At 51.0% G+C, this 19,054-nt stretch carries 14 protein-coding genes, 1 other RNA gene and 4 pseudogenes; 9 read left to right on the forward strand and 10 right to left on the reverse strand.

What is annotated here, in order from left to right; genetic code table 11:
- Positions 1-80: 80 nt before the first annotated feature.
- From LH51_RS17420 to LH51_RS17435, 4 genes are read right to left on the reverse strand one after another with little or no spacing between them, the layout of a single operon-like run.
- Entirely contained in the window at positions 81-1,355 is a 1,275-nt protein-coding gene (locus tag LH51_RS17420) for a UbiH/UbiF/VisC/COQ6 family ubiquinone biosynthesis hydroxylase (protein ID WP_036524711.1), read from the reverse strand.
- A gap of 11 nt (positions 1,356-1,366) precedes the next feature.
- Positions 1,367-2,617, reverse strand: a complete 1,251-nt coding sequence (gene ubiH, locus LH51_RS17425; protein WP_036524713.1) for a 2-octaprenyl-6-methoxyphenyl hydroxylase — start codon at positions 2,615-2,617, stop codon at positions 1,367-1,369.
- The gene (gene pepP / locus LH51_RS17430; protein ID WP_036524715.1) at positions 2,614-3,939 is read right to left on the reverse strand and encodes a Xaa-Pro aminopeptidase; all 1,326 of its coding nucleotides are present in this window, start codon (positions 3,937-3,939) and stop codon (positions 2,614-2,616) included. The genes ubiH and pepP overlap by 4 nt, the downstream gene beginning before the upstream one ends.
- Before the next feature lie 27 nt (positions 3,940-3,966).
- Entirely contained in the window at positions 3,967-4,557 is a 591-nt protein-coding gene (locus LH51_RS17435; RefSeq protein ID WP_036524821.1) for a UPF0149 family protein, read from the reverse strand.
- 187 nt (positions 4,558-4,744) lie between these two features.
- Here LH51_RS17435 and LH51_RS17440 point away from each other — a divergent pair, with 187 nt between their 5' ends.
- The 4 genes and pseudogenes from LH51_RS17440 (at position 4,745) to LH51_RS17450 (ending at position 6,061) form a co-directional block, all read left to right on the forward strand.
- Positions 4,745-4,954, forward strand: a complete 210-nt coding sequence (locus LH51_RS17440) for a TIGR02449 family protein (protein ID WP_036524718.1) — start codon at positions 4,745-4,747, stop codon at positions 4,952-4,954.
- On the forward strand, positions 4,951-5,250 hold the full coding sequence (locus LH51_RS17445) for a cell division protein ZapA (protein ID WP_036524721.1): 300 nt from the start codon (positions 4,951-4,953) through the stop codon (positions 5,248-5,250). The genes LH51_RS17440 and LH51_RS17445 overlap by 4 nt, the downstream gene beginning before the upstream one ends.
- A 29-nt stretch (positions 5,251-5,279) precedes the next feature.
- Positions 5,280-5,460: non-coding RNA, 6S RNA (gene ssrS / locus LH51_RS20240), on the forward strand.
- 5 nt (positions 5,461-5,465) lie between these two features.
- Positions 5,466-6,061, forward strand: a pseudogene (locus LH51_RS17450) (5-formyltetrahydrofolate cyclo-ligase).
- On the opposite strand, the gene LH51_RS23750 reads toward LH51_RS17450, so the two are convergent.
- A complete protein-coding gene (locus LH51_RS23750; RefSeq protein ID WP_268746595.1) occupies positions 6,051-6,176 on the reverse strand; it encodes a hypothetical protein in 126 nt (41 codons plus the stop codon). The pseudogene LH51_RS17450 and the gene LH51_RS23750 overlap by 11 nt on opposite strands.
- A 227-nt stretch (positions 6,177-6,403) precedes the next feature.
- On the reverse strand, positions 6,404-7,312 hold the full coding sequence (locus LH51_RS17455; protein WP_036524724.1) for an AEC family transporter: 909 nt from the start codon (positions 7,310-7,312) through the stop codon (positions 6,404-6,406).
- A 154-nt stretch (positions 7,313-7,466) separates the two neighbouring features.
- On the opposite strand from LH51_RS17455, the gene LH51_RS17460 reads away from it, so the two are divergent.
- Complete coding sequence (locus tag LH51_RS17460; RefSeq protein WP_036524726.1) at positions 7,467-9,377, forward strand: methyl-accepting chemotaxis protein; 1,911 nt, start codon at positions 7,467-7,469, stop codon at positions 9,375-9,377.
- A 68-nt stretch (positions 9,378-9,445) separates the two neighbouring features.
- On the opposite strand, the pseudogene argH reads toward LH51_RS17460, so the two are convergent.
- Positions 9,446-10,848: pseudogene (argH, locus tag LH51_RS17465) on the reverse strand (argininosuccinate lyase).
- 161 nt (positions 10,849-11,009) lie between these two features.
- On the opposite strand from argH, the pseudogene hemC reads away from it, so the two are divergent.
- The 4 genes and pseudogenes from hemC (at position 11,010) to LH51_RS17485 (ending at position 15,294) form a co-directional block, all read left to right on the forward strand.
- Positions 11,010-11,947, forward strand: a pseudogene (gene hemC, locus LH51_RS17470) (hydroxymethylbilane synthase).
- The gene (locus tag LH51_RS17475) at positions 11,925-12,743 is read left to right on the forward strand and encodes a uroporphyrinogen-III synthase (protein WP_036524729.1); all 819 of its coding nucleotides are present in this window, start codon (positions 11,925-11,927) and stop codon (positions 12,741-12,743) included. The pseudogene hemC and the gene LH51_RS17475 overlap by 23 nt, the downstream one beginning before the upstream one ends.
- Positions 12,740-14,035 carry a uroporphyrinogen-III C-methyltransferase gene (locus tag LH51_RS17480; RefSeq protein WP_036524732.1) on the forward strand — a complete coding sequence of 432 codons (1,296 nt, stop codon included), beginning with the start codon at positions 12,740-12,742 and terminating at the stop codon, positions 14,033-14,035. Before LH51_RS17475 ends, LH51_RS17480 begins: the two co-directional genes overlap by 4 nt.
- The gene (locus tag LH51_RS17485; RefSeq protein WP_036524735.1) at positions 14,035-15,294 is read left to right on the forward strand and encodes a heme biosynthesis HemY N-terminal domain-containing protein; all 1,260 of its coding nucleotides are present in this window, start codon (positions 14,035-14,037) and stop codon (positions 15,292-15,294) included. The genes LH51_RS17480 and LH51_RS17485 overlap by 1 nt, the downstream gene beginning before the upstream one ends.
- Positions 15,295-15,462: 168 nt before the next feature.
- On the opposite strand, the gene LH51_RS17490 is transcribed toward LH51_RS17485, so the two are convergent.
- From LH51_RS17490 to rho, 3 genes and pseudogenes are all read right to left on the reverse strand, one after another.
- On the reverse strand, positions 15,463-16,113 hold the full coding sequence (locus LH51_RS17490) for an NAD(P)H-flavin reductase (RefSeq protein ID WP_052063905.1): 651 nt from the start codon (positions 16,111-16,113) through the stop codon (positions 15,463-15,465).
- A pseudogene (ubiD, locus tag LH51_RS17495) lies at positions 16,106-17,598 on the reverse strand (4-hydroxy-3-polyprenylbenzoate decarboxylase). Before ubiD ends, LH51_RS17490 begins: the two are co-directional and overlap by 8 nt.
- A gap of 101 nt (positions 17,599-17,699) precedes the next feature.
- Positions 17,700-18,959: a transcription termination factor Rho gene (rho, locus tag LH51_RS17500; RefSeq protein WP_036524738.1), complete on the reverse strand. Its 1,260-nt coding sequence runs from the start codon at positions 18,957-18,959 to the stop codon at positions 17,700-17,702.
- Positions 18,960-19,054: the final 95 nt, after the last annotated feature.

Genomic DNA, 19,054 nt, shown 5'->3' on the forward strand with positions numbered 1-19,054 from the left:
GAGACACAAACGCCTGAATGCAAAAAAAGGGAACCTAATGTAGCGACAAACTCTGATCAGTTCAATGCCTGTCTGATCCTTTACGCAGCAGAATTATCACGTCGGGCCATACGCGGCAGATCAGAATCCAATCCCATCGCCATACTTGCCAGATGATTTTTCAACGGCGACAAGTGATTAACCAGATTCATACCACTGCCACGCAACAAACGAATCGGCGCAGGTCGCTCACCAAATAAGCGCCGAAACATCTCCATGGTGGCGGACATGCGCAAATTATCACTGCGACGCATACGTTGATAGCGGCGCAACACACTCAGATGACCCAGTGTTTCACCCTGAGCATGAGCATCGATAAGCACTTCAGCCAGCGCCGCCACATCGAGAAAGCCCAGATTGACACCCTGCCCTGCCAGCGGATGAATGGTATGTGCCGCATCACCAGCCAACACCACACCCGGCACAACATAACTATGCGCATGACGCTGGCGTAAGTTGATCGCCTGACGCGGATCAGCCGCAAGCACACGACCCAGGCAGGTATCAGAAGCCCGACTCAATGCATCACAAAACGCTTCATCGTCCAGTGCCAGCAGAGCGCGCGCATGCGCAGGTGACGTTGACCAGACAATCGACACACGGTCAGGCGTTTCTGATGCCAACGGCAGGAAGGCCAGCGGCCCATCCTCTGTAAAGCGCTGCCAGCACTGCCACTGGTGTGAAGCTTCGGTGGTGACGCTAGTGACCAGTGCGTGATGACCATAATCCCAAGCCGTTGCGGGGATACCGGCCAGTTGACGAGTAAGTGACTCTGCTCCATCAGCCCCTATTAACAAGGGCGCATAAAGTGGCTCACCCTGGCTTAGCGTCAACCAGCGACCTCCCAGAGCATCTGGAGCCGACAGGGCTGTCATCTGCACAGCATTACGCACTTCAATACCTGGCTGCATCAATAAACACTGGTACAGTGCGGCCAGCGTCACCCGGTTCTCAACAATGTGTCCCAAATAAGGTTCATGCAGATCAGCAGCACTGAAATGAATATGTCCGCGACCCAAACCATCCCACACTTCCATCCCTTGGTACGCGGCTGCCCTTGTCGCTTCGATGACTGGCCAGGCACCGATATAGGACAGCAGCGCCTGGGATGCCAGAGTCAGCGCACTGACTCTGGCATCATAGCCCTGTGACTGTAACTCAGGAAGCTCATCCAGCAGTTGTTGTGGGGCTTCAGTACGTGGTTCAAGCACAACAACACGCATACCAGCTTGCGCCAGCAGGCACGCCAGAGCGGCACCGACCATCCCCGCTCCGTTAATTACTACATCGACACTATTATCTTCAGGCTGCTGCATCAAAGAATCCTCTATCGGGGCAACTGCAGAGCTGGCGAATCCAGCCCCATAGCCGTGCGCGCAAACAGGGTTTTGCCCAGCGGACAAACATCCAGCAACTGCAACCCCATTGAACGACCCAGACTTAATAACGGGTTAGGATTGGAAAACAAGCGCATGGTTTTATCACTGAAGCCAATGGTACGTAACTGATCAGCCTTACGCCGCTGCTCGTATAATTGTAAGCGTGCAAGATCCCCAAGGGACACACCCATCTGCCGTGAGGCAATCAGGTTCTCAGCCAGATCCGTAACGCCACGTAACGCCAGGTTATAGCCCTGCCCGGCAATCGGATGCAAAGCGTGTGCGGCATTACCCAGCACCACTAGCCCTGCACGCACTTGCTCCTGGGCCAGCGTCAACTTCAGGGGATAATGGTAGCGTTCACCAACCCGCACAAAACGACCGGCACGGTAACCAAATACCTGCTGCAACTGCTGTAAAAAGGCCGCATCACTCAGCGCCAGCACGCGCGCGACCTCATCGTCCGGCAAGGTCCAAACCAAACCGCAGCGATACTCTCCATCCAGTGTTTCACCGGGTAACAATGCCATAGGACCAGAATCAGTGAAACGCTCATAAGCAATGTGTTGGTGGGGTTGGTCGAGGCTGATATTGGCGACCAGGGCATGCTGGCCATAGCTATGTTCATCGCAGGATATACCCAGCGCTTCTCGCAAGCCTGAACGTCCACCATCAGCAATTACGGCAAGCTCCGTTTGCAGCTCCAACGGCCCATCAGGGGTCTTCACACTCAACAGACTGTAATCTTCACAGGGTGTGAACGACTGAATCTCAGCCGGACAGATAAAATCAAGACAGCCTGAGTCATCCTGGCGAATATGATCCAGCAACACCTGGCCCAACCAGTGATTCTCAACCACATAGCCCAGAGCGGCGACCTTCTCATCAACCGCATGCAGACGCGTAACACCAAAGCGCCCACGATCAGAAACATGAATATGCTCAATCGGTGTCAGGTGTTCACGCAATCGCTGCCATACACCGGTGGCCTGATAAAAGGAACGCGCACCATAAGCCAAAGCGGTGGAGCGTGCATCGTAACTGGGCTGGAAACGGTTTTCACCCGGTGGAGGCAAGGGCTGCAATTCAACCAGGGCGATTTTAAGTTGCAACGCCTGAGCTACCGGCAACAAGGCACAAGCCAGACTCGCTCCCACCATACCACCACCCGCAATCACCAGATCATAGTGTTTTCTCATTCACCGTCTCCACGGCGCATCAGCGCCTCAATCCCGGCTATTGATTTGGGCACTCCGGCAGTCAGCACCAGATGCCCGGATTCAGTTACCACCACATCATCTTCAATACGTATGCCTATACCACGCCAGCAGGAATCAACCTCTTGATTGTCAGGAGCAATATACAATCCAGGTTCCACAGTCATGACCATACCCGGCTGCAAAGGCCGCCAGGCATCGGCATCTTTGTAGCGCCCGACATCGTGCACATCCATACCCAGCCAATGGCCGATACGATGCATATAAAAAGGTTTGTAAGCTTCAGACTTAATCAGAGCGTCTAGCTCACCTTGTAACAAGCCCAGCTGCAGCAACCCCTGAGTCAGCAGCCGCACCGACAACTCATGAATATCACCCCAGGGCACACCTGGACGGATAGCATCAATACAAGCTTCCTGTGTATCCAGCACCAACTGATACAGCAGTTTCTGTGCCTCACTAAAATGTCCATTTACCGGAAAGGTCCGGGTGATATCACTGGCATAATTATCCAGCTCACAACCCGCATCGATTAATACCAGATCGCCATCCTTTAGCACGGCATTATTATCAATATAGTGCAGAATACAGGCATTAACACCGCCACCCACAATCGGGGAATAAGCCTGAAAGCGCGCACCTGCCATAGCACAATGCTGCTGAATGATAGCCTCTAACTGATACTCCATCATTCCGGGGCAGCATAGCTGCATTGCGCGACAATGGGCTTGAGCCGACAGCTCTGCCGCTTGCTGCATCACCTGTAACTCGGCCTCTGATTTGAATAAGCGCAACTCATGCAGCCACTTATCCAACACCAGAGTTTGCTCCGGCAGACTGAACCCCAACCTGACCTTGGCACGCAACGTATTCAGCCAGCTCGCCACTTTTGCATCCAACCCGGCATCACTGCCCTGAGCATAGCATAGCGCCGCCTTGCCATTGATCAATGCCGGCATCTGCTCATCCAGCTGATCCAGGTTAAATGCCTGATCCATACCAAAATCATGAATACAGCCTTCGGGGCCAGCACGGTAGCCGGTCCATATCTCCATGGTGGCATCACGCGGCGGGCAAAATAAAATCGACTCACCCTCTGAGCCACCCGGCATCAACACTAACAAAGCATCCGGTTCATTAAATCCGGTAAGGTAATAAAAGTCGCTATCCTGTCGAAAAGCATACTCCGCATCCCGATTGCGGGTTTTCATGCTTGCTGCGGGCACCAGGGCAATGCTGTTTTCGGGCAACTGCCGCAGCAGTTGTTTGCGGCGCTGACGAAACTCATCTATGCAAATTTTCATTATTACCTACTCACACTCGGGTGATACTCAATGTAACTGTTTACGCTTATCCGCTGGATCAGGGTCAACATCAGGATTGCATTCAGCGAATATATACAAAGCGGCCATACGCACATACTCTTGCAATTCCAGCAATCCAGACTCATCTTCATCATCCAATTCATCCGGATCTGTCGATACCTGGGCTATTTCAGCAAAATCCTGCAGCCCTTCTTTAAGTGCATCAGACATAGGCTGTTCACCAAGATACATACCAAAGCCGGCCAAAAAGCCACTACACCAGCTGCTTAAAGCATCAACTCGCTGACTGATTTCCTGCTCATCATCCGGCAGCAACAAACGAAAGCCAAGATCTTCATCCAGTAGCTGCGCCAGCGTTATATGATAGAGTGATGCAAATAGCAGCTTGCCTTCATCTTGCACCAACTGATCGACGTTCATCAATTCACACAGCACACGCAGGAGTGTATCCGTATCAAAACGCGCACCGGCAGACAATTGACCGGCCATCAGCCCGTGTAGCTCAGCCGGTGATAGAGTCAACACCCCTTCACTGATCATCAGGTCAGCAATGGCATCAAAATCAGGGAGGTCAGGCAGCGTTTTTTCAGCAGTCATTTCAATATCCATCAGAGAAATAAATAAATCAGAGGCTGGCTATGCTAGCATTTACTGTAGAGGGTATGAATAGCCTGTCTAAATGACCAGAATGCGCGTCAAGCTCGGTAGTTTATCCGCAAAGGATGTCAAGGTTTGCCACAGGCTGTTAATATAAAACATGATGGTTGTCAGGAAGCGCCCGGACATGAGTGAACATCTTTTTAATGCACTGGAACACAAAGTTGATCAACTGATCGCTCGACTCAACGAACTGGAAAAAGAAAATAAACGCCTGCACGAGTCAGAACAGCGTTTAAAAGAAGAGCGCACCCAGCTGATGCAACTGAACACACAAACCCAAAGTAAAATTGAGGCCATGATTTCCCGGTTGAAATCCTTGGAGCACGGATCATGACAACAGCGAGAAGTGTTACTGTCAGACTACTTGATAAAGAATACACTATCAGCTGCCCAGATGGCGCTGAAGCTGAACTGTTGGCATCAGCCGATTATCTGAATGATAAAATGCGCGAGATCAAAAACACCGGGAAGATTGTCGGGCTTGAACGCATTGCAGTGATGGCTGCACTGAACATGTCGCACGAATTGTTGAAAAACAAGGAATCTCAGCGGCAGAGTGTGGATACACACTTGCGCCACCTTGGCAGTAAAATTGATAATGCATTGAACACATCCAGCTCGGGTAGCTGACAATCACGGCTAATCTGGTATAATGCAATTGTCTCCTGAGGTGTTTGAGAGCTGGTTAAGTCCCTCGAGCCTATATCCTTCTAAACGGGAGTGTCACTTTGATGTTGTGTGCATGTCCGCTTGCCGGAAAGCCTAATATGTCAGAAACTGCTCCCTCTCTGAACCTCACGGTTCAGGGCCAGAACCAGTAAACGGCACCTTGGGAGACCCTCATCATGCCAGATGACCGTAAAGCCTTACGCCAACAAATCAGACGCCAACGCCGATCACTCTCCGCCACAGAACAAAAACAGCACGCCAAACAACTTTGCCTCAACCTTAAACAACAACTCTGGTTTCGACGTGCGCGAAAAATCGCTCTCTATTTGCCCAATGATGGCGAGATCAGCCCGAACCGCTTATTCGCTTATGCTGGCAATTAGGAAAAACTGTTTACCTGCCGGTACTTCATCCGATACATCACAACCGCTTATGGTTTTTACCCTACAGGGTAGACAGCCCCATGCGCTTGAACAGCTACGGTATTTCCGAACCTAAACTACAACACACACCCAAGACACCTGCCTGGGCGTTGGACCTGGTTTTTCTTCCACTGGTAGCTTTTGACACTGAAGGTGGGCGACTAGGGATGGGGGGCGGCTATTACGACCGGACTTTCGGCTTCAAGCTGCGATCCAAAGGAGTCAGAGGACCAAAACTAATAGGCCTGGCACACGAATTACAAAAAGTGAGCAGCCTGGCAATGCAAAGCTGGGATGTTCCGTTAACAGGTATCGTGACAGAAACAGGTATTTATCGCTTCAGCTATTAAAGACCTGCTGAACTACAGCAGCAAACTCAATACCACTCTGAGATACACCAGTCATTACAGTGCCAACTACAAATACCAGCACTAACACCAGCACCAGATCAGGACTCCGTCTCATCTTGTTTATCTCTTTTATTAATTGATTGCAGTGTATTAGTTAAACAGTCATTTAAGCTGACTATAAAAACACCAAACGGGTGTTTACCACGCAAGCACAGTGTTTCATAAATAGAAAATATTTCAAGTCTATTACAAGATTTTTTTTGTTTTTTTACTGGATGTTATATGACTGAGTTAAGCCCATATCTTGAACAACCATCCAAACCCTATGAATTAAATGTATTTTCACAGCAGTAACATCAGCCAAAATGGGATAGTTAACATAGATAATAAGGTTTGCGCAGTAATGATAGCCGCCATAAGTGACGCATCACCACCCAGCTGGCGCGCAAGAATATAGGCAGATGTAGCTGTAGGGATGGTAGCAAAGGTAATAAATACCCCCGCTGCCAGGGTCGATAAACCCAACAACAGCGCAATCAGCGCAGCAAATAAGGGGAAGATCAGTAGTTTAATCACAATAGCAAAGAGCATCCCTCGCCCTGAACGACGCAAGGCCGACAGGTTCAGAGCGGCTCCAACCGACAGCAGCCCCAGTGGCAGCGCCATTTGTGACAAGAGCACAAAGAAGGGCCGCATCATCTCAGGCAAGCCCCCCGCCAGGTTAATAATGACACCCAATACTGATGCTAATATCAGTGGATTTGTCAGCAGTGTTTTCAGCACACCACCGAATGTTGGCTGGCGATCTGCATTATGAGCGAACACCAACACACAGAGCAGATTCAGCACAGGAATCATTACCGCTGCTACCACGGCGGCTAACGCTATCCCGGCAGAGCCAAACTGGGCCGAGGAAACCGCCAGGGCCACAAACGTATTGAAACGCATACTGCCCTGATAAAAGGACGTAAAAGCCGCACTCTCCAACTGCAAGAAACGTCGCAGAGCATAACAAACCAGCGTTCCTGCACTCAACAACAGCAGCACGGCCAGCATCAATACCAAAGACTCCTGACCTGACAATGAAGCCTGGCTCAGACTGTGGATCAGCAAAGCTGGAAACAAAAAGTAGTAAGTCAAGCGCTCAGCTGGCAGCCAAAACCCATCACCAGGGAAGCCAAAACGACGCATGCCCGCGCCGGTAAGCAAAAGTGCAAACACCGGCCAGAGCACCGTTACTACTGATAACATAAGTATTCCTGATATTTTTAAGACCAGCAGCAGCTGATTGACATTTGTCCAAAGTACAGTTTTATAATCTTATAAAATGTGCTTGAATTAAATTAACAATAACTTAATTAGAAAGCAGCCGGATACCCGGTTACTGGCTCAAGGACCTCTGTCAATGCTGAGAAATATACGCATATCCATCCGTCTTTCGTTGGGTACAGCCATCATGTTGGCATTGGTCATTGCCATCATTATTCCCACCGTCCTGAACCTGCTAAGTAATATCACACAACGCGCCGAAAGCCGTCAACTCGAAGATCTACATAACGCACTGCAGGCATCCATTGATCAAACAGCCGAACAGGCGTTACGCATCACCACCGCCGCCACAAGTGGCGTTGGTATTTCTGAAGCCTTCGCTAACCGCGACAGAGCACTGCTACAACAACTGACACAGCCGGTGTTTGAAGCGCTACAAGAAACGTATAACATCCGCCAGTTTCAATTCCACCAGCCACCCGCCACGTCTTATCTGCGCCTGCATCAATTGGATAAATATGATGATGACCTCAGCAGCTTTCGCCTGACAGTACTTGAAGCCAACCAGCAGCAGCATGCTCAAAGCGGTCTGGAAAGCGGTGTTGCTGGCATCGGTCTACGTGGTGTCATTCCTGTCTATCATCAACAACGCCATATAGGCTCAGCTGAAGTTGGGCTTTCATTTGGCCAGGACTTTTTTAACACCTTTACTGAACGTTTTGGTGCACAGGCCGCACTGCATATCCCAGCCGACAGTGGCTTCAATACCTTCGCCACCACGATTGAAAATAATACTTCCCTGTCTCAGACACAACTAAATCAGGTTATGCAAGGTCAGGTCTACACTAGCAAAGTCGACAGAGGTGAACAGAGCTGGGCTGTTATGGCGCGCCCGATCATGGACTTCTCTGGCAAGCCCTTAGGTGTCGTTGAACTGATGATTGACCGTACTGAATATGTGCAGGGCTACCAACAGGCACTGATACGTATCGTCGTAATCGGCATAGTGTCAGTCTTGCTGGGCCTGCTGATGGCAACATTACTGGCTCGCAGCATTATCAAACCTTTGAAAACAACGGCTGACAGCTTACGCAATATTGCCGCTGGTGATGGTGATCTGACTGCACGTCTGGATGAAACTGGCCGTGATGAGTTGGCAGACCTGGCCAGTTCATTCAATCATTTTGTTGAACATATCCACAGCCTGATCAAACAGGTTGGTGCTGCGACAGTTCAACTGTCTGCCGCAGCCGAAGAGCTGTCAGCCTCCAGTACAGACACCTCACAGCAAGCTAAAAAAGTGCAGTCTGAAACCCTGCAAGTCGCTACCGCAATGAATGAGATGACCGCCACAGTCACCGAAGTTGCCGACAATGCTGACCAGACTTCGCATGCCGCTGGCGCAGCCAATGAACTGGCCTTGTCTGGCAAACAAAAACTGGTTAACACCCAACAGTCGATTCAAGGGCTGGCTAGTGACATCGAGGCAGCCGCTCAAATCATAAATCACTTGTCTAATGATAGCCGGGAGATTAGTAAAATTCTCGATGTGATTCGTGACATATCCGACCAGACCAACCTGCTGGCATTAAATGCCGCCATTGAAGCCGCACGCGCTGGTGAACAGGGACGTGGATTTGCGGTGGTGGCCGATGAAGTACGCAGCCTCGCCAGTCGTACCCAGAACTCAACGGTGGATATTCAACACATGATTGAACGTCTGCAATCCGGAGCCGAAAAAGCGGTGAATTCAATGGAGTTAAGCCGTAGCAAAGCCACCACCAGTGTGACCAGTTGCAACGATACCAATGAAGCACTGAGTAGTATTGCTGGCGCGATAGAGACCATTAACAGCATGAACATTCAGATTGCTGAAGCAGCTCGTCAGCAGTCCCAGGTTGCCGATGAAATAAACCACAATATCAGCTTTATTACCGATGCGGCTGAAATGACCTCAAGCAGTACTGATCAAGTCAATACAGCAGCGGACGAACTGGCCAAGCTCGCCAGTGACCTCCAGGGCCGGATTGGACGTTTCAAGGTTTGACTATGCACCGGGGCGGGTTAACTAACGACTAACCCGCCCCGGTTAAGTTTTTTCTATACCTGTAGAAATCAGCTGTGCTGATCTCGGCCAGACAATAACTGCTGACCAACTGCAACGGCTTTACGAACTTGATCCGGCGCAGTGCCACCGATATGGTCTCTGGCGGAAACAGAACCTTCCAGTGTCAGTACACTAAACACATCCGCTTCAATCACGCCCGAGAACTGCTGTAATTCAGACAGTTCCATCTGCCCAGATCCTTACCCATGCGTATACCATAAGCCACCGACAAGCCGACAACTTCATGCGCATCACGGAAAGCAACACCTTTACGCACCAGATAATCGGCCAGGTCCGTAGCTGTAGAGAAACCACGCAAGGCCGCCTCGCGCATAACCTCTTTACGCGCCTGCAGAGCTGGCACCATATCGGCGAAGGCACGCAAACACCCCTTGACCGTATCGACAGTATCAAACAGCGGCTCTTTGTCTTCCTGATTATCCTTGTTGTATGCCAGGGGCTGAGACTTCATCAATGTCAGCAAGGAGAACAGATGGCCATACACCCGACCACTTTTCCCGCGAACCAGCTCTGGCACATCCGGATTTTTTTTCTGCGGCATAATCGACGATCCGGTACAAAAACGGTCGGGCAGATCAACAAAATTGAACTGTGCCGACGCCCAGAGCACCAGTTCTTCTGACATACGGGTCATATGCATCAACAAAACACTTGATGCGGCACAGAACTCTATAGCGAAATCTCGATCCGACACTGCATCTAAAGAATTACCCGCTGGTGCGGAAAACTTCAGCAGTTCAGCGGTATAGTGACGGTCAATCGGGTAGGTAGTGCCCGCAAGAGCTGCTGCGCCCAAGGGCAAAATATTAATACGCTTACGGCAATCGACAAAACGCTCATAATCACGGCTGAGCATTTCAAACCAGGCCATCAGATGGTGTCCGAAGGTCACTGGTTGCGCCGTTTGCAGATGAGTAAAGCCTGGCATAATGGTATCCGCTTCGCGCTCAGCCAACTCCAGCAACCCCTGCTGCAATCGCGACAGTTCATCCAGAATCAAATCGGTTTCATCGCGTAGATAGAGGCGTATATCCGTCGCCACCTGATCATTACGTGACCTGCCGGTATGCAGCTTTTTACCGATCACACCGATTTTGTGTGTCAGCGCCGCTTCGATATTCATATGGACATCTTCTAACGCCACCGACCACTCGAACTCACCCCGCTCTATTTCAACACGAATTTCACCCAGCCCACGCAAAATGGCATCACACTCTTCCTGAGTGAGTACACCCACCTGTGTCAGCATTCGCGCATGAGCAACGGAACCCTGGATATCTTGTTTGTAGAGACGCTTATCGAAATCCACAGAGGCGGTAAAACGCGCCACAAAGGCATCGGTCGGCTCGGAAAAACGGCCGCCCCACTGCTGATTGGTTTTGTTGCTCATACTGATACTCTCCATGAACAGGCCATGAACTGGCGAATGGCTGAAAATCCCGCCATTATACCAAGCTTGGCCACGGATTACCGTGGGGTTTATCGCCCGTTGGGGTTAATCTGCTACAATCTGTGTCTGATTTTTTGCACTCACGGCAACAGGACTCCATTATGAGCAGAACCATCCGTATCGCAACACGCCGAAGCCTGCTGGCTCTCTGGCAGGCTGAATATGTCAAAGCTGAACTTGAAGCGCACCACCCGGCATCCAGATCGAGCTGGTCACTATGGTGACTCAGGGCGACAAAATTCTGGATACGCCTTTAGCAAAAATCGGTGGTAAAGGCCTTTTTGTTAAAGAACTGGAAAATGCCATGCTGGAGAATCGCGCTGATATTGCTGTGCATTCGATGAAAGATGTTCCTATGGAGTTCCCTGAAGGGCTGGGACTTGCCGTGATTTGTCCACGCGAAAAACCCACTGATGCCTTTGTCAGCAACCACTTTGACTCACTGGATGATCTACCTCAGGGCGCTCATGTCGGCACCTCATCATTGCGCCGTGAAGTACAGGTGCGCGAGCGCCGCCCTGACCTGAAAGTCAGTAGCTTGCGTGGCAATGTGCAGACTCGCCTGGGCAAGCTGGATGCGGGTGAGTTCGATGCCATTATCCTGGCGACCGCTGGTCTGGTAAGGCTCAAGCTGGAAAGCCGCATTCGTAAAGAGATGCCAGCTGAAGAGTGCCTTCCAGCAGGTGGGCAGGGTGCAGTCGGTATTGAATGCCGAAGTGATGATCAGGAACTGATCGACCTGCTCCAGCCACTACACGACACTCAAACAGCCAGTCGCGTACTGGCAGAGCGCGCTATGAATCGCCGTCTGGAAGGTGGATGCCAGGTACCTATCGGCTGTTATGCGGTGCTGCAGCAGAATAACACCCAGCTTTGGCTACGTGGATTGGTCGGTCTGCCGGATGGCAGTCGCGTACTACGGGATGAAATCACCGGACCGGTAGAATCAGCCGAAGCCTTAGGCATTCAACTGGCAGAGCAACTGCTTGCAGCGGGTGCTGATGACATATTAAAGCATGTCTATACAGAACGCGGTTAATGGCCTGCAGGGGCAGCGCTTACTGGTAACACGAGCGCTGCATCAGAGTCAGGCACAGCAGACTTTGATTCAGTCGCTCGGCGGTGAAGCCGTTTGTCTGCCGCTTATCCAGATCGAGCCGGTCAGTGAATCAGATTCAGTCTATACTGACACCAAGCAGCGCATCCTGGATCTGGATCTGTATCAAAAAGTCATTTTTGTCAGTCCTAATGCTGCCAGGCTGGGTGTTGAGCTGATTGAAGACTTCTGGCCGCAGCTGCCAGTGGGTATCGACTGGATAGGTATCGGTCGACAGACAGTCAAGCAGCTTGAACAGCAGGGTATTCGTGCCTGGTCCAGCGATCAGGGCTATGACTCCGAGGCACTGCTGAGTAGCGACAGGTTTCAGCAGGTCGGAGGTCAACGCATTTTGATACTGCGGGGAAACGCTGGTCGTGACCTGATGAGAAGCACGCTGACAGAACGCGGGGCCAAAGTTGACTATGGTACAGTTTACTATCGACGCCTGCCCAGTTATTCTGAACAGACATTAAAGCAGAAACTGCTGGATGAACCCTTATCGGCGCTGCTCATTACCAGTGGCGAAAGTCTGCTGAACCTGCAGACCCTGATTACAACCCATTCAGCAGACCGGTATCAAGCGCTGCTCAACACGCTTTTAATAGTGCCCAGTGAACGCATTGCTGTCATTGCACGGGAGCTGGGATACAGGCGGGTCAGAGTTGCTCAGGGACCGGATGATGACTCAATGGTCCGGGCCACTCTCCCCGGAAATGACTTGGAACAGCTGGCATGACAAATAAATCTGATAAAACCGACCAGAATAGCAATCCTGAAACGCCTGTACCTGAAACTGAACAATCTGCGACGGAAACTTCAGTTGAAGCTAATACAACCAGTGCGATGGACAGTCCTGCTGCCGAAAGCAGAGCAACCGAAAGCACGGCCACTGAAAGCACAGCCACTGAACCCGAGATCAACCAAGCCACATCCGCTGCAGCCTTGAACAGCCCCGCACCAGAGGAGGCACCACAACCGCCGTCTCCCTGGCCTGCAAGAGCCGCACTGGTGATCGCTCTGGCCGCATTGGGCTTATCCGGCTATCTGTTTTATCAGAATCAACAACTGCAGAATTCAACCATTAATTTGGCCGCCGAGGTCGAAACCCGACTGGCCAGCAATGCCACTGAGGTTGCTCGCACGGTTTCGTCTGTTAGTGAGCAGGCCGCCAACATTAATCAGCAACTGGGCCAACTGCAGGAGCTAACTGCTGCCAGCCAGCGCAATGTTGACGGCTTGCAGGAACGCTTGACCCAGAGCATACGTCAGGTTCAGGCACAGCAGGTCATTTCTGAAAAAGACTGGTTACTGGCCGAAGCTGAGTACCTGCTACGCCTTGCCAATCAACGTGTGCTGATGGAACAGAGTGCTACAGGCGCGCTGGCCCTGCTCAGGTCCGCCGACGAAATACTCCGACAGGCTGATGACGCTGCACTCTATCCTGTACGTGAGGCACTGGCACAGGACATCGCCGCACTGGATGCCGTCCCGCGCCTGGATACAGAAGGTGTATTCTTGCGCCTTAGCGCATTGAATGCACGAGTGTCTGACCTGCGCATGACGCCCGTATCAGATCGACGCCAATTACCTGACATGTTAGAAGAAATGACACCTGAAGCGGTGCGTGACACTTGGGGTGCCGGGGCCAAAAACGCACTATCCAATGCCATGTCCAAGCTGGACCAACTGGTTGTGATCCAGCAGCGTGATGAACCGGTTGAACCCTTACTTTCCCCGGAACAGACCTACTACCTGCAGCAAAATCTGCACCTGATGCTAGAACAAGCACAGCATGCACTGCTGCAGCGCCGCCAAGGGGCTTATTCGCATAGTCTGGAAAAAGCCAGTCAATGGATAGCGGACTACTTTGAGCCCAGTGATGCCACCACCCAGTCATTGTTGCGCGGCTTAGATGAACTCAAGCAGATTGACGTTGCCCCCGAGGTGCCTTCTATCAATGCCTCACTGGATGCCTTGCAAACCCACATCAGTGAACTGCGCCGCCTGAAGCGTGAAGGAGGCAACTGATGAAACGCCTTTTTATCCTGTTACTGCTGGTATTGGTGGTTGGTGCCTGGACCGGTCAGATGATGGTAACCGATTCAGGTTATGTTTTACTGGCCTATAACAACACCACTGTTGAAACCACTCTCTGGGTCTTTCTGATTGGTCTGTTGATCGCCTTTTTACTCTTACACGTAATTTTCAACCTGATCTTCAACACTCGTCTGCCCAGCGGACGCTTTCGCCAATGGCGTGTTACCAGGAAACAGCAGGCCGCACGTAAAAAAACCCTGCAAGGCCTGCTGGCTCTGTCTGAAGGCGAGTGGTATAAAGCACAGAAAGTGCTGACCCGCAGTGCCGAAGACTTTGATCTACCAGCAATCAACTACCTTGCAGCTGCTCGAGCCGCACATGAAAACGGCGACCAGGCCGGTGCAGATGACCTGCTGAAAAAAGCACTGAAAACCACGCCTGAAGCCGGTCTGGCGGTAAGCATTACCCAGGCCCAGATTCAGGTTGCCCGTGGACAATTAGAGGCCGCTCTGGCCAACTTATTAAAGTTGCGCCGCAAACAGCCGCAAAACAAACAAATTTTAGCTCTATTGGCTGATGTCTCGACCCAGCTGCATGACTGGCAGGGTGTTGCTGATATTCTTCCAGATCTACGCCGCAGTAAAGCACTACCGCTGGAAAACCTGAATCGCCTTGAGCGAGAGACACTGTTACATCTGCTGTACAAACAGAAGACGCCAAGCGCTGGAGGCTCTGTACCAGAACCTGAACAACAGGTTCGTCAACTGCAAAGTATCTGGGTCAGCATGCCTGAAACTGCATCGGGTTACGATGAGGTGGTGGCAGAGTATGCCCATCAGTTGATGGCTGCAGGCGGCCATAAGGCTGCTGAGTCGCTGCTGAAAAAGCGTTTGGAGTCTCGCTGGAGTGAAGCGTTGATTCCTCTGTACGGCCTGATTGACAGTCCCAAGCCGCGTAAACCATATCAGCAGGCACAACAATGGTTATCAACTTATGAACAGAGCCCCGGGCTGTACATCGCCCTGGCCAGACTGGCAGCAAAGTGCCAGCTATGGAGTGAAGCCGTTGGGTTTTATGAGCAGAGTCTGAGTCTTGATCCTGATCTGGACACCTGTGCCGAGCTTGCCCGCCTGCTACGACAGCTGGATCAACCCGATAAAGCGATGCAAGTCATGAATCAGGGTATCCGTCAATTAACCGAGAAGCTGCCTGATCTACCCCTGCCACAACCGGCACTCAAGGCAGATTAATCCCCACAATAGCCCAGGGTTGTATCTGAATACATCAGATACAACCCTGGATCTACACCTCTACCTGGGTATAGAAATATCAGCCGGTCGCTTTGGGGCGAGGTGCGTAGGCGAATACATCGGCATGTATCTGGCGTTCACTAACACCCTTGGCTTCCAGTGCATCCACTAGGCATATACCATACCTGGTGAACCACAAGCATAAATATCTGTTGTAGCAGCTGCTATTAAATCAGCCGCCACAACGTCGGGTAACAGCCCACAGCGACCCTGCCAGGTATCCTCCGGTTCGGACAATACAGCGGTATACTGCAGGTTGGGGTACTCGCTGGCCCACTGGCGCGCCAGACTATCCAGGTAAAGATCATCAGCAACACGTCCACCCCAGTAGACATGGATAGACTGCGTCACCTGATTCACCAACAGATGTTCAACCATGCTTTTGATTTGGGCAAATCCGGTACTACCGGCAACAAAAAAAAGGGTCCGCTCTGGCACTAATGCAGTCGCAGAAAGATGGCATTGACCCATGGCCATGCACAGCTCCACTTCCGACGCCTGCTCCAGATGGGCAACGAGTGCACAGTTCATTTCACTATCCGGCATATGACGGATATGTAACTCTAATGCATCAATATTCTCTGGAGCTGATGCGATAGAAAAGAACGCACTGCGACCATCCGGCAAAAACAACTCAAGATACTGACCGGCACGAAAAGTTACTGACTCAGCAGCTGACGCTTGCAGCGCAATCCGAACCCGATAGACATCCCGGTTCAGGCGTTCATTACTGATTATTTTTGCCGTATATCTATTCAAAATTCTCTCCAGGCACTATGCCTAAACTGTCCCATATTTCATCCACATGTGCCTTGACCTCTGCAGACATCTGAATCGGCTCCCCCCACTCACGCTGGGTTTCACCCGGCCACTTGTTGGTTGCATCCATGCCCATTTTTGATCCCAGACCGGAAACTGGTGACGCAAAATCCAGGTAATCAATTGGCGTATTTTCGATCATGACCGTATCTCTGGCAGGGTCCATACGTGTAGTCATAGCCCAGATAACATCCTGCCAGTCTCGCGCATTAATATCATCATCACAGACAATCACAAACTTGGTGTACATAAATTGACGCAGAAACGACCATACACCCAGCATCACCCGTTTGGCGTGGCCAGGGTACTGTTTTTTCATCGTCACCACAGCCAGGCGATAGGAGCAACCTTCAGGTGGCAGGTAGAAATCCACTATCTCGGGAAACTGTTTCTGCAGAATTGGTACAAATACTTCATTTAGTGCTACACCCAACACCGCAGGTTCATCCGGTGGTCTACCGGTATAGGTACTATGGTAGATTGGATTTTTACGATGCGTAATACGTTCCACGGTAAAAACCGGGAAGTGATCCACTTCATTATAATAGCCAGTGTGATCTCCAAACGGTCCTTCTGCGGCAGTTTCATCCGGATCGATATAGCCTTCCAGAATAAACTCAGCGCTCGCCGGTACCTGCAGATCATTGCCAATACACTTCACCAGCTCGGTCTTTCCACCACGCAGTAAGCCAGCAAAGGCATACTCTGACAGCGTGTCCGGAACCGGTGTTACCGCCCCAAGAATGGTGGCAGGGTCTGCACCCAACGCCACAGCAACCGGAAAAGGCTGTCCGGGGTGCTGCTGTTTCCACTCGCGAAAATCCAGCGCGCCACCACGGTGTGCCAACCAGCGCATGATGAGTTTATTTCTACCAATCAATTGCTGTCGGTAAATACCGAGATTCTGACGACTTTTATTCGGTCCACGGGTAATGACCAACGGCCAGGTCACTAAGGGTCCGGCATCGCCTGGCCAGCAGGTTTGAATTGGCAAACGATACAGATCAACGGCATCACCTTCGGTGACCACCGCCTGACAAGGTGCGGATTTAACCAGCTTCGGCCCCATATTCAGTACTTGCCTGAATACTGGCAGTTTATCCCAGGCATCCTTGAAGCCCTTGGGCGGCTCAGGTTCTTTTAACTGCGCCAGCAATAGACCCACATCTCGCAGGCCGATACAGATTCTTGCCCCATACCCAAAGCCACCCGTTCCGGGGTACCGAACAAGTTTGCCAGCACCGGGATATCAAAGCCGATGGGATTCTCAAACAACAGCGCAGGTCCGCCTGCACGCAGAGTTCGATCCGCAATTTCGGTCATCTCCAGCACAGGGCTGACAGGCTGGGTAATGCGCTTGAGTTGGCCTCTGGCCTCAAGCATCTGGATAAAATCACGAAGGTCTTGATATTTTGGCGTGGACATAACTAGGTCTTACCGGACACTGACACCCAGACAGCAAAGCTGCCTGGGTGTCTGGGTGAAAGAGTTCTAACTGATACGCTAAACACTCTTTTGCAGATCGTTTACTTACGCTTCATCGACTGGAAAAACTCATCATTGGTCTTAAAGTCTTTCAGCTTGTCGATCACAAACTCTGTAGCGGCGGAGTCATCCATCGGATCCAGCAATTTACGCAAAATCCAGATACGCTGCAGCTCATCTTCTGTGGTCAACAGATCTTCACGACGCGTGCCTGAACGGCGGATATTAATCGCCGGGAACACGCGTTTTTCAGCAATACGACGGTCTAAATGTACTTCGGCATTACCGGTACCCTTAAACTCTTCGTAGATCACTTCATCCATTTTTGAACCGGTATCCACCAGCGCTGTTGCAATGATTGTCAGGCTGCCACCTTCTTCGATGTTACGTGCAGCACCAAAGAAACGCTTGGGGCGCTCCAGCGCGTGAGCATCAACACCACCTGTCAGCACTTTACCGGAAGATGGAATCACGGTGTTATATGCTCGGGCCAGACGGGTAATGGAGTCCAGCAGAATGACGACATCTTTTTTGTGCTCTGTCAGGCGCTTGGCCTTTTCCAGCACCATTTCTGCTACCTGTACGTGACGCGAAGGCGGTTCATCAAAGGTTGAAGCAACAACTTCACCGCGCACAGTACGCTGCATATCAGTCACTTCTTCCGGACGCTCATCTATCAACAACACAATCAGGTAACAGTCTGGGCTGTTGCGGGTAATGCTGTTGGCAATATTCTGCAACATCAGCGTTTTACCAGCTTTAGGTGGCGATACGATCAACGCACGTTGACCCTTGCCCATAGGCGAAACCAGGTCGATAACGCGGGCGGTGATATCTTCAGTACTGCCATTACCGACTTCCATGCGTATGCGCGACTGGGCGAATAGCGGCGTCAGGTTCTCAAACAGTATTTTATTCTTGGCATTTTCAGGACGGTCAAAGTTGATTTCGCTGACTTTCAACAACGCAAAATAACGTTCACCATCTTTCGGTGGCCTGATTTTTCCAGCGATGGTGTCGCCTGTACGCAGATTAAAGCGACGAATCTGGCTGGGTGATACATATATATCATCGGGTCCGGCCAGGTACGACGAATCAGCCGAACGTAAAAAACCAAAGCCATCTTGAAGTATTTCAAGAACGCCATCGCCATATATATCTTCACCACTGACAGCATGCTTTTTCAGGATGGCAAAAATCACGTCCTGTTTGCGGGAACGGGCCATGTTCTGGATGCCCATGCTGTTTGCTATTTCCAGTAGGTCTGGAACACTTTTGAGTTTTAATTCAGATAGATTCATAGTTTTTTAGGATGCAGCCAAACGAAGGCTGATTATTGAATGGAAAGCCGGAGGATTTAGTTGGAAAGAGATTGTTTCAGTAGATCAACAGATCG

The sequence above is a fragment of the Nitrincola sp. A-D6 genome (assembly GCF_000764495.1).
Classification (GTDB): Bacteria; Pseudomonadota; Gammaproteobacteria; order Pseudomonadales; family Balneatricaceae; genus Nitrincola.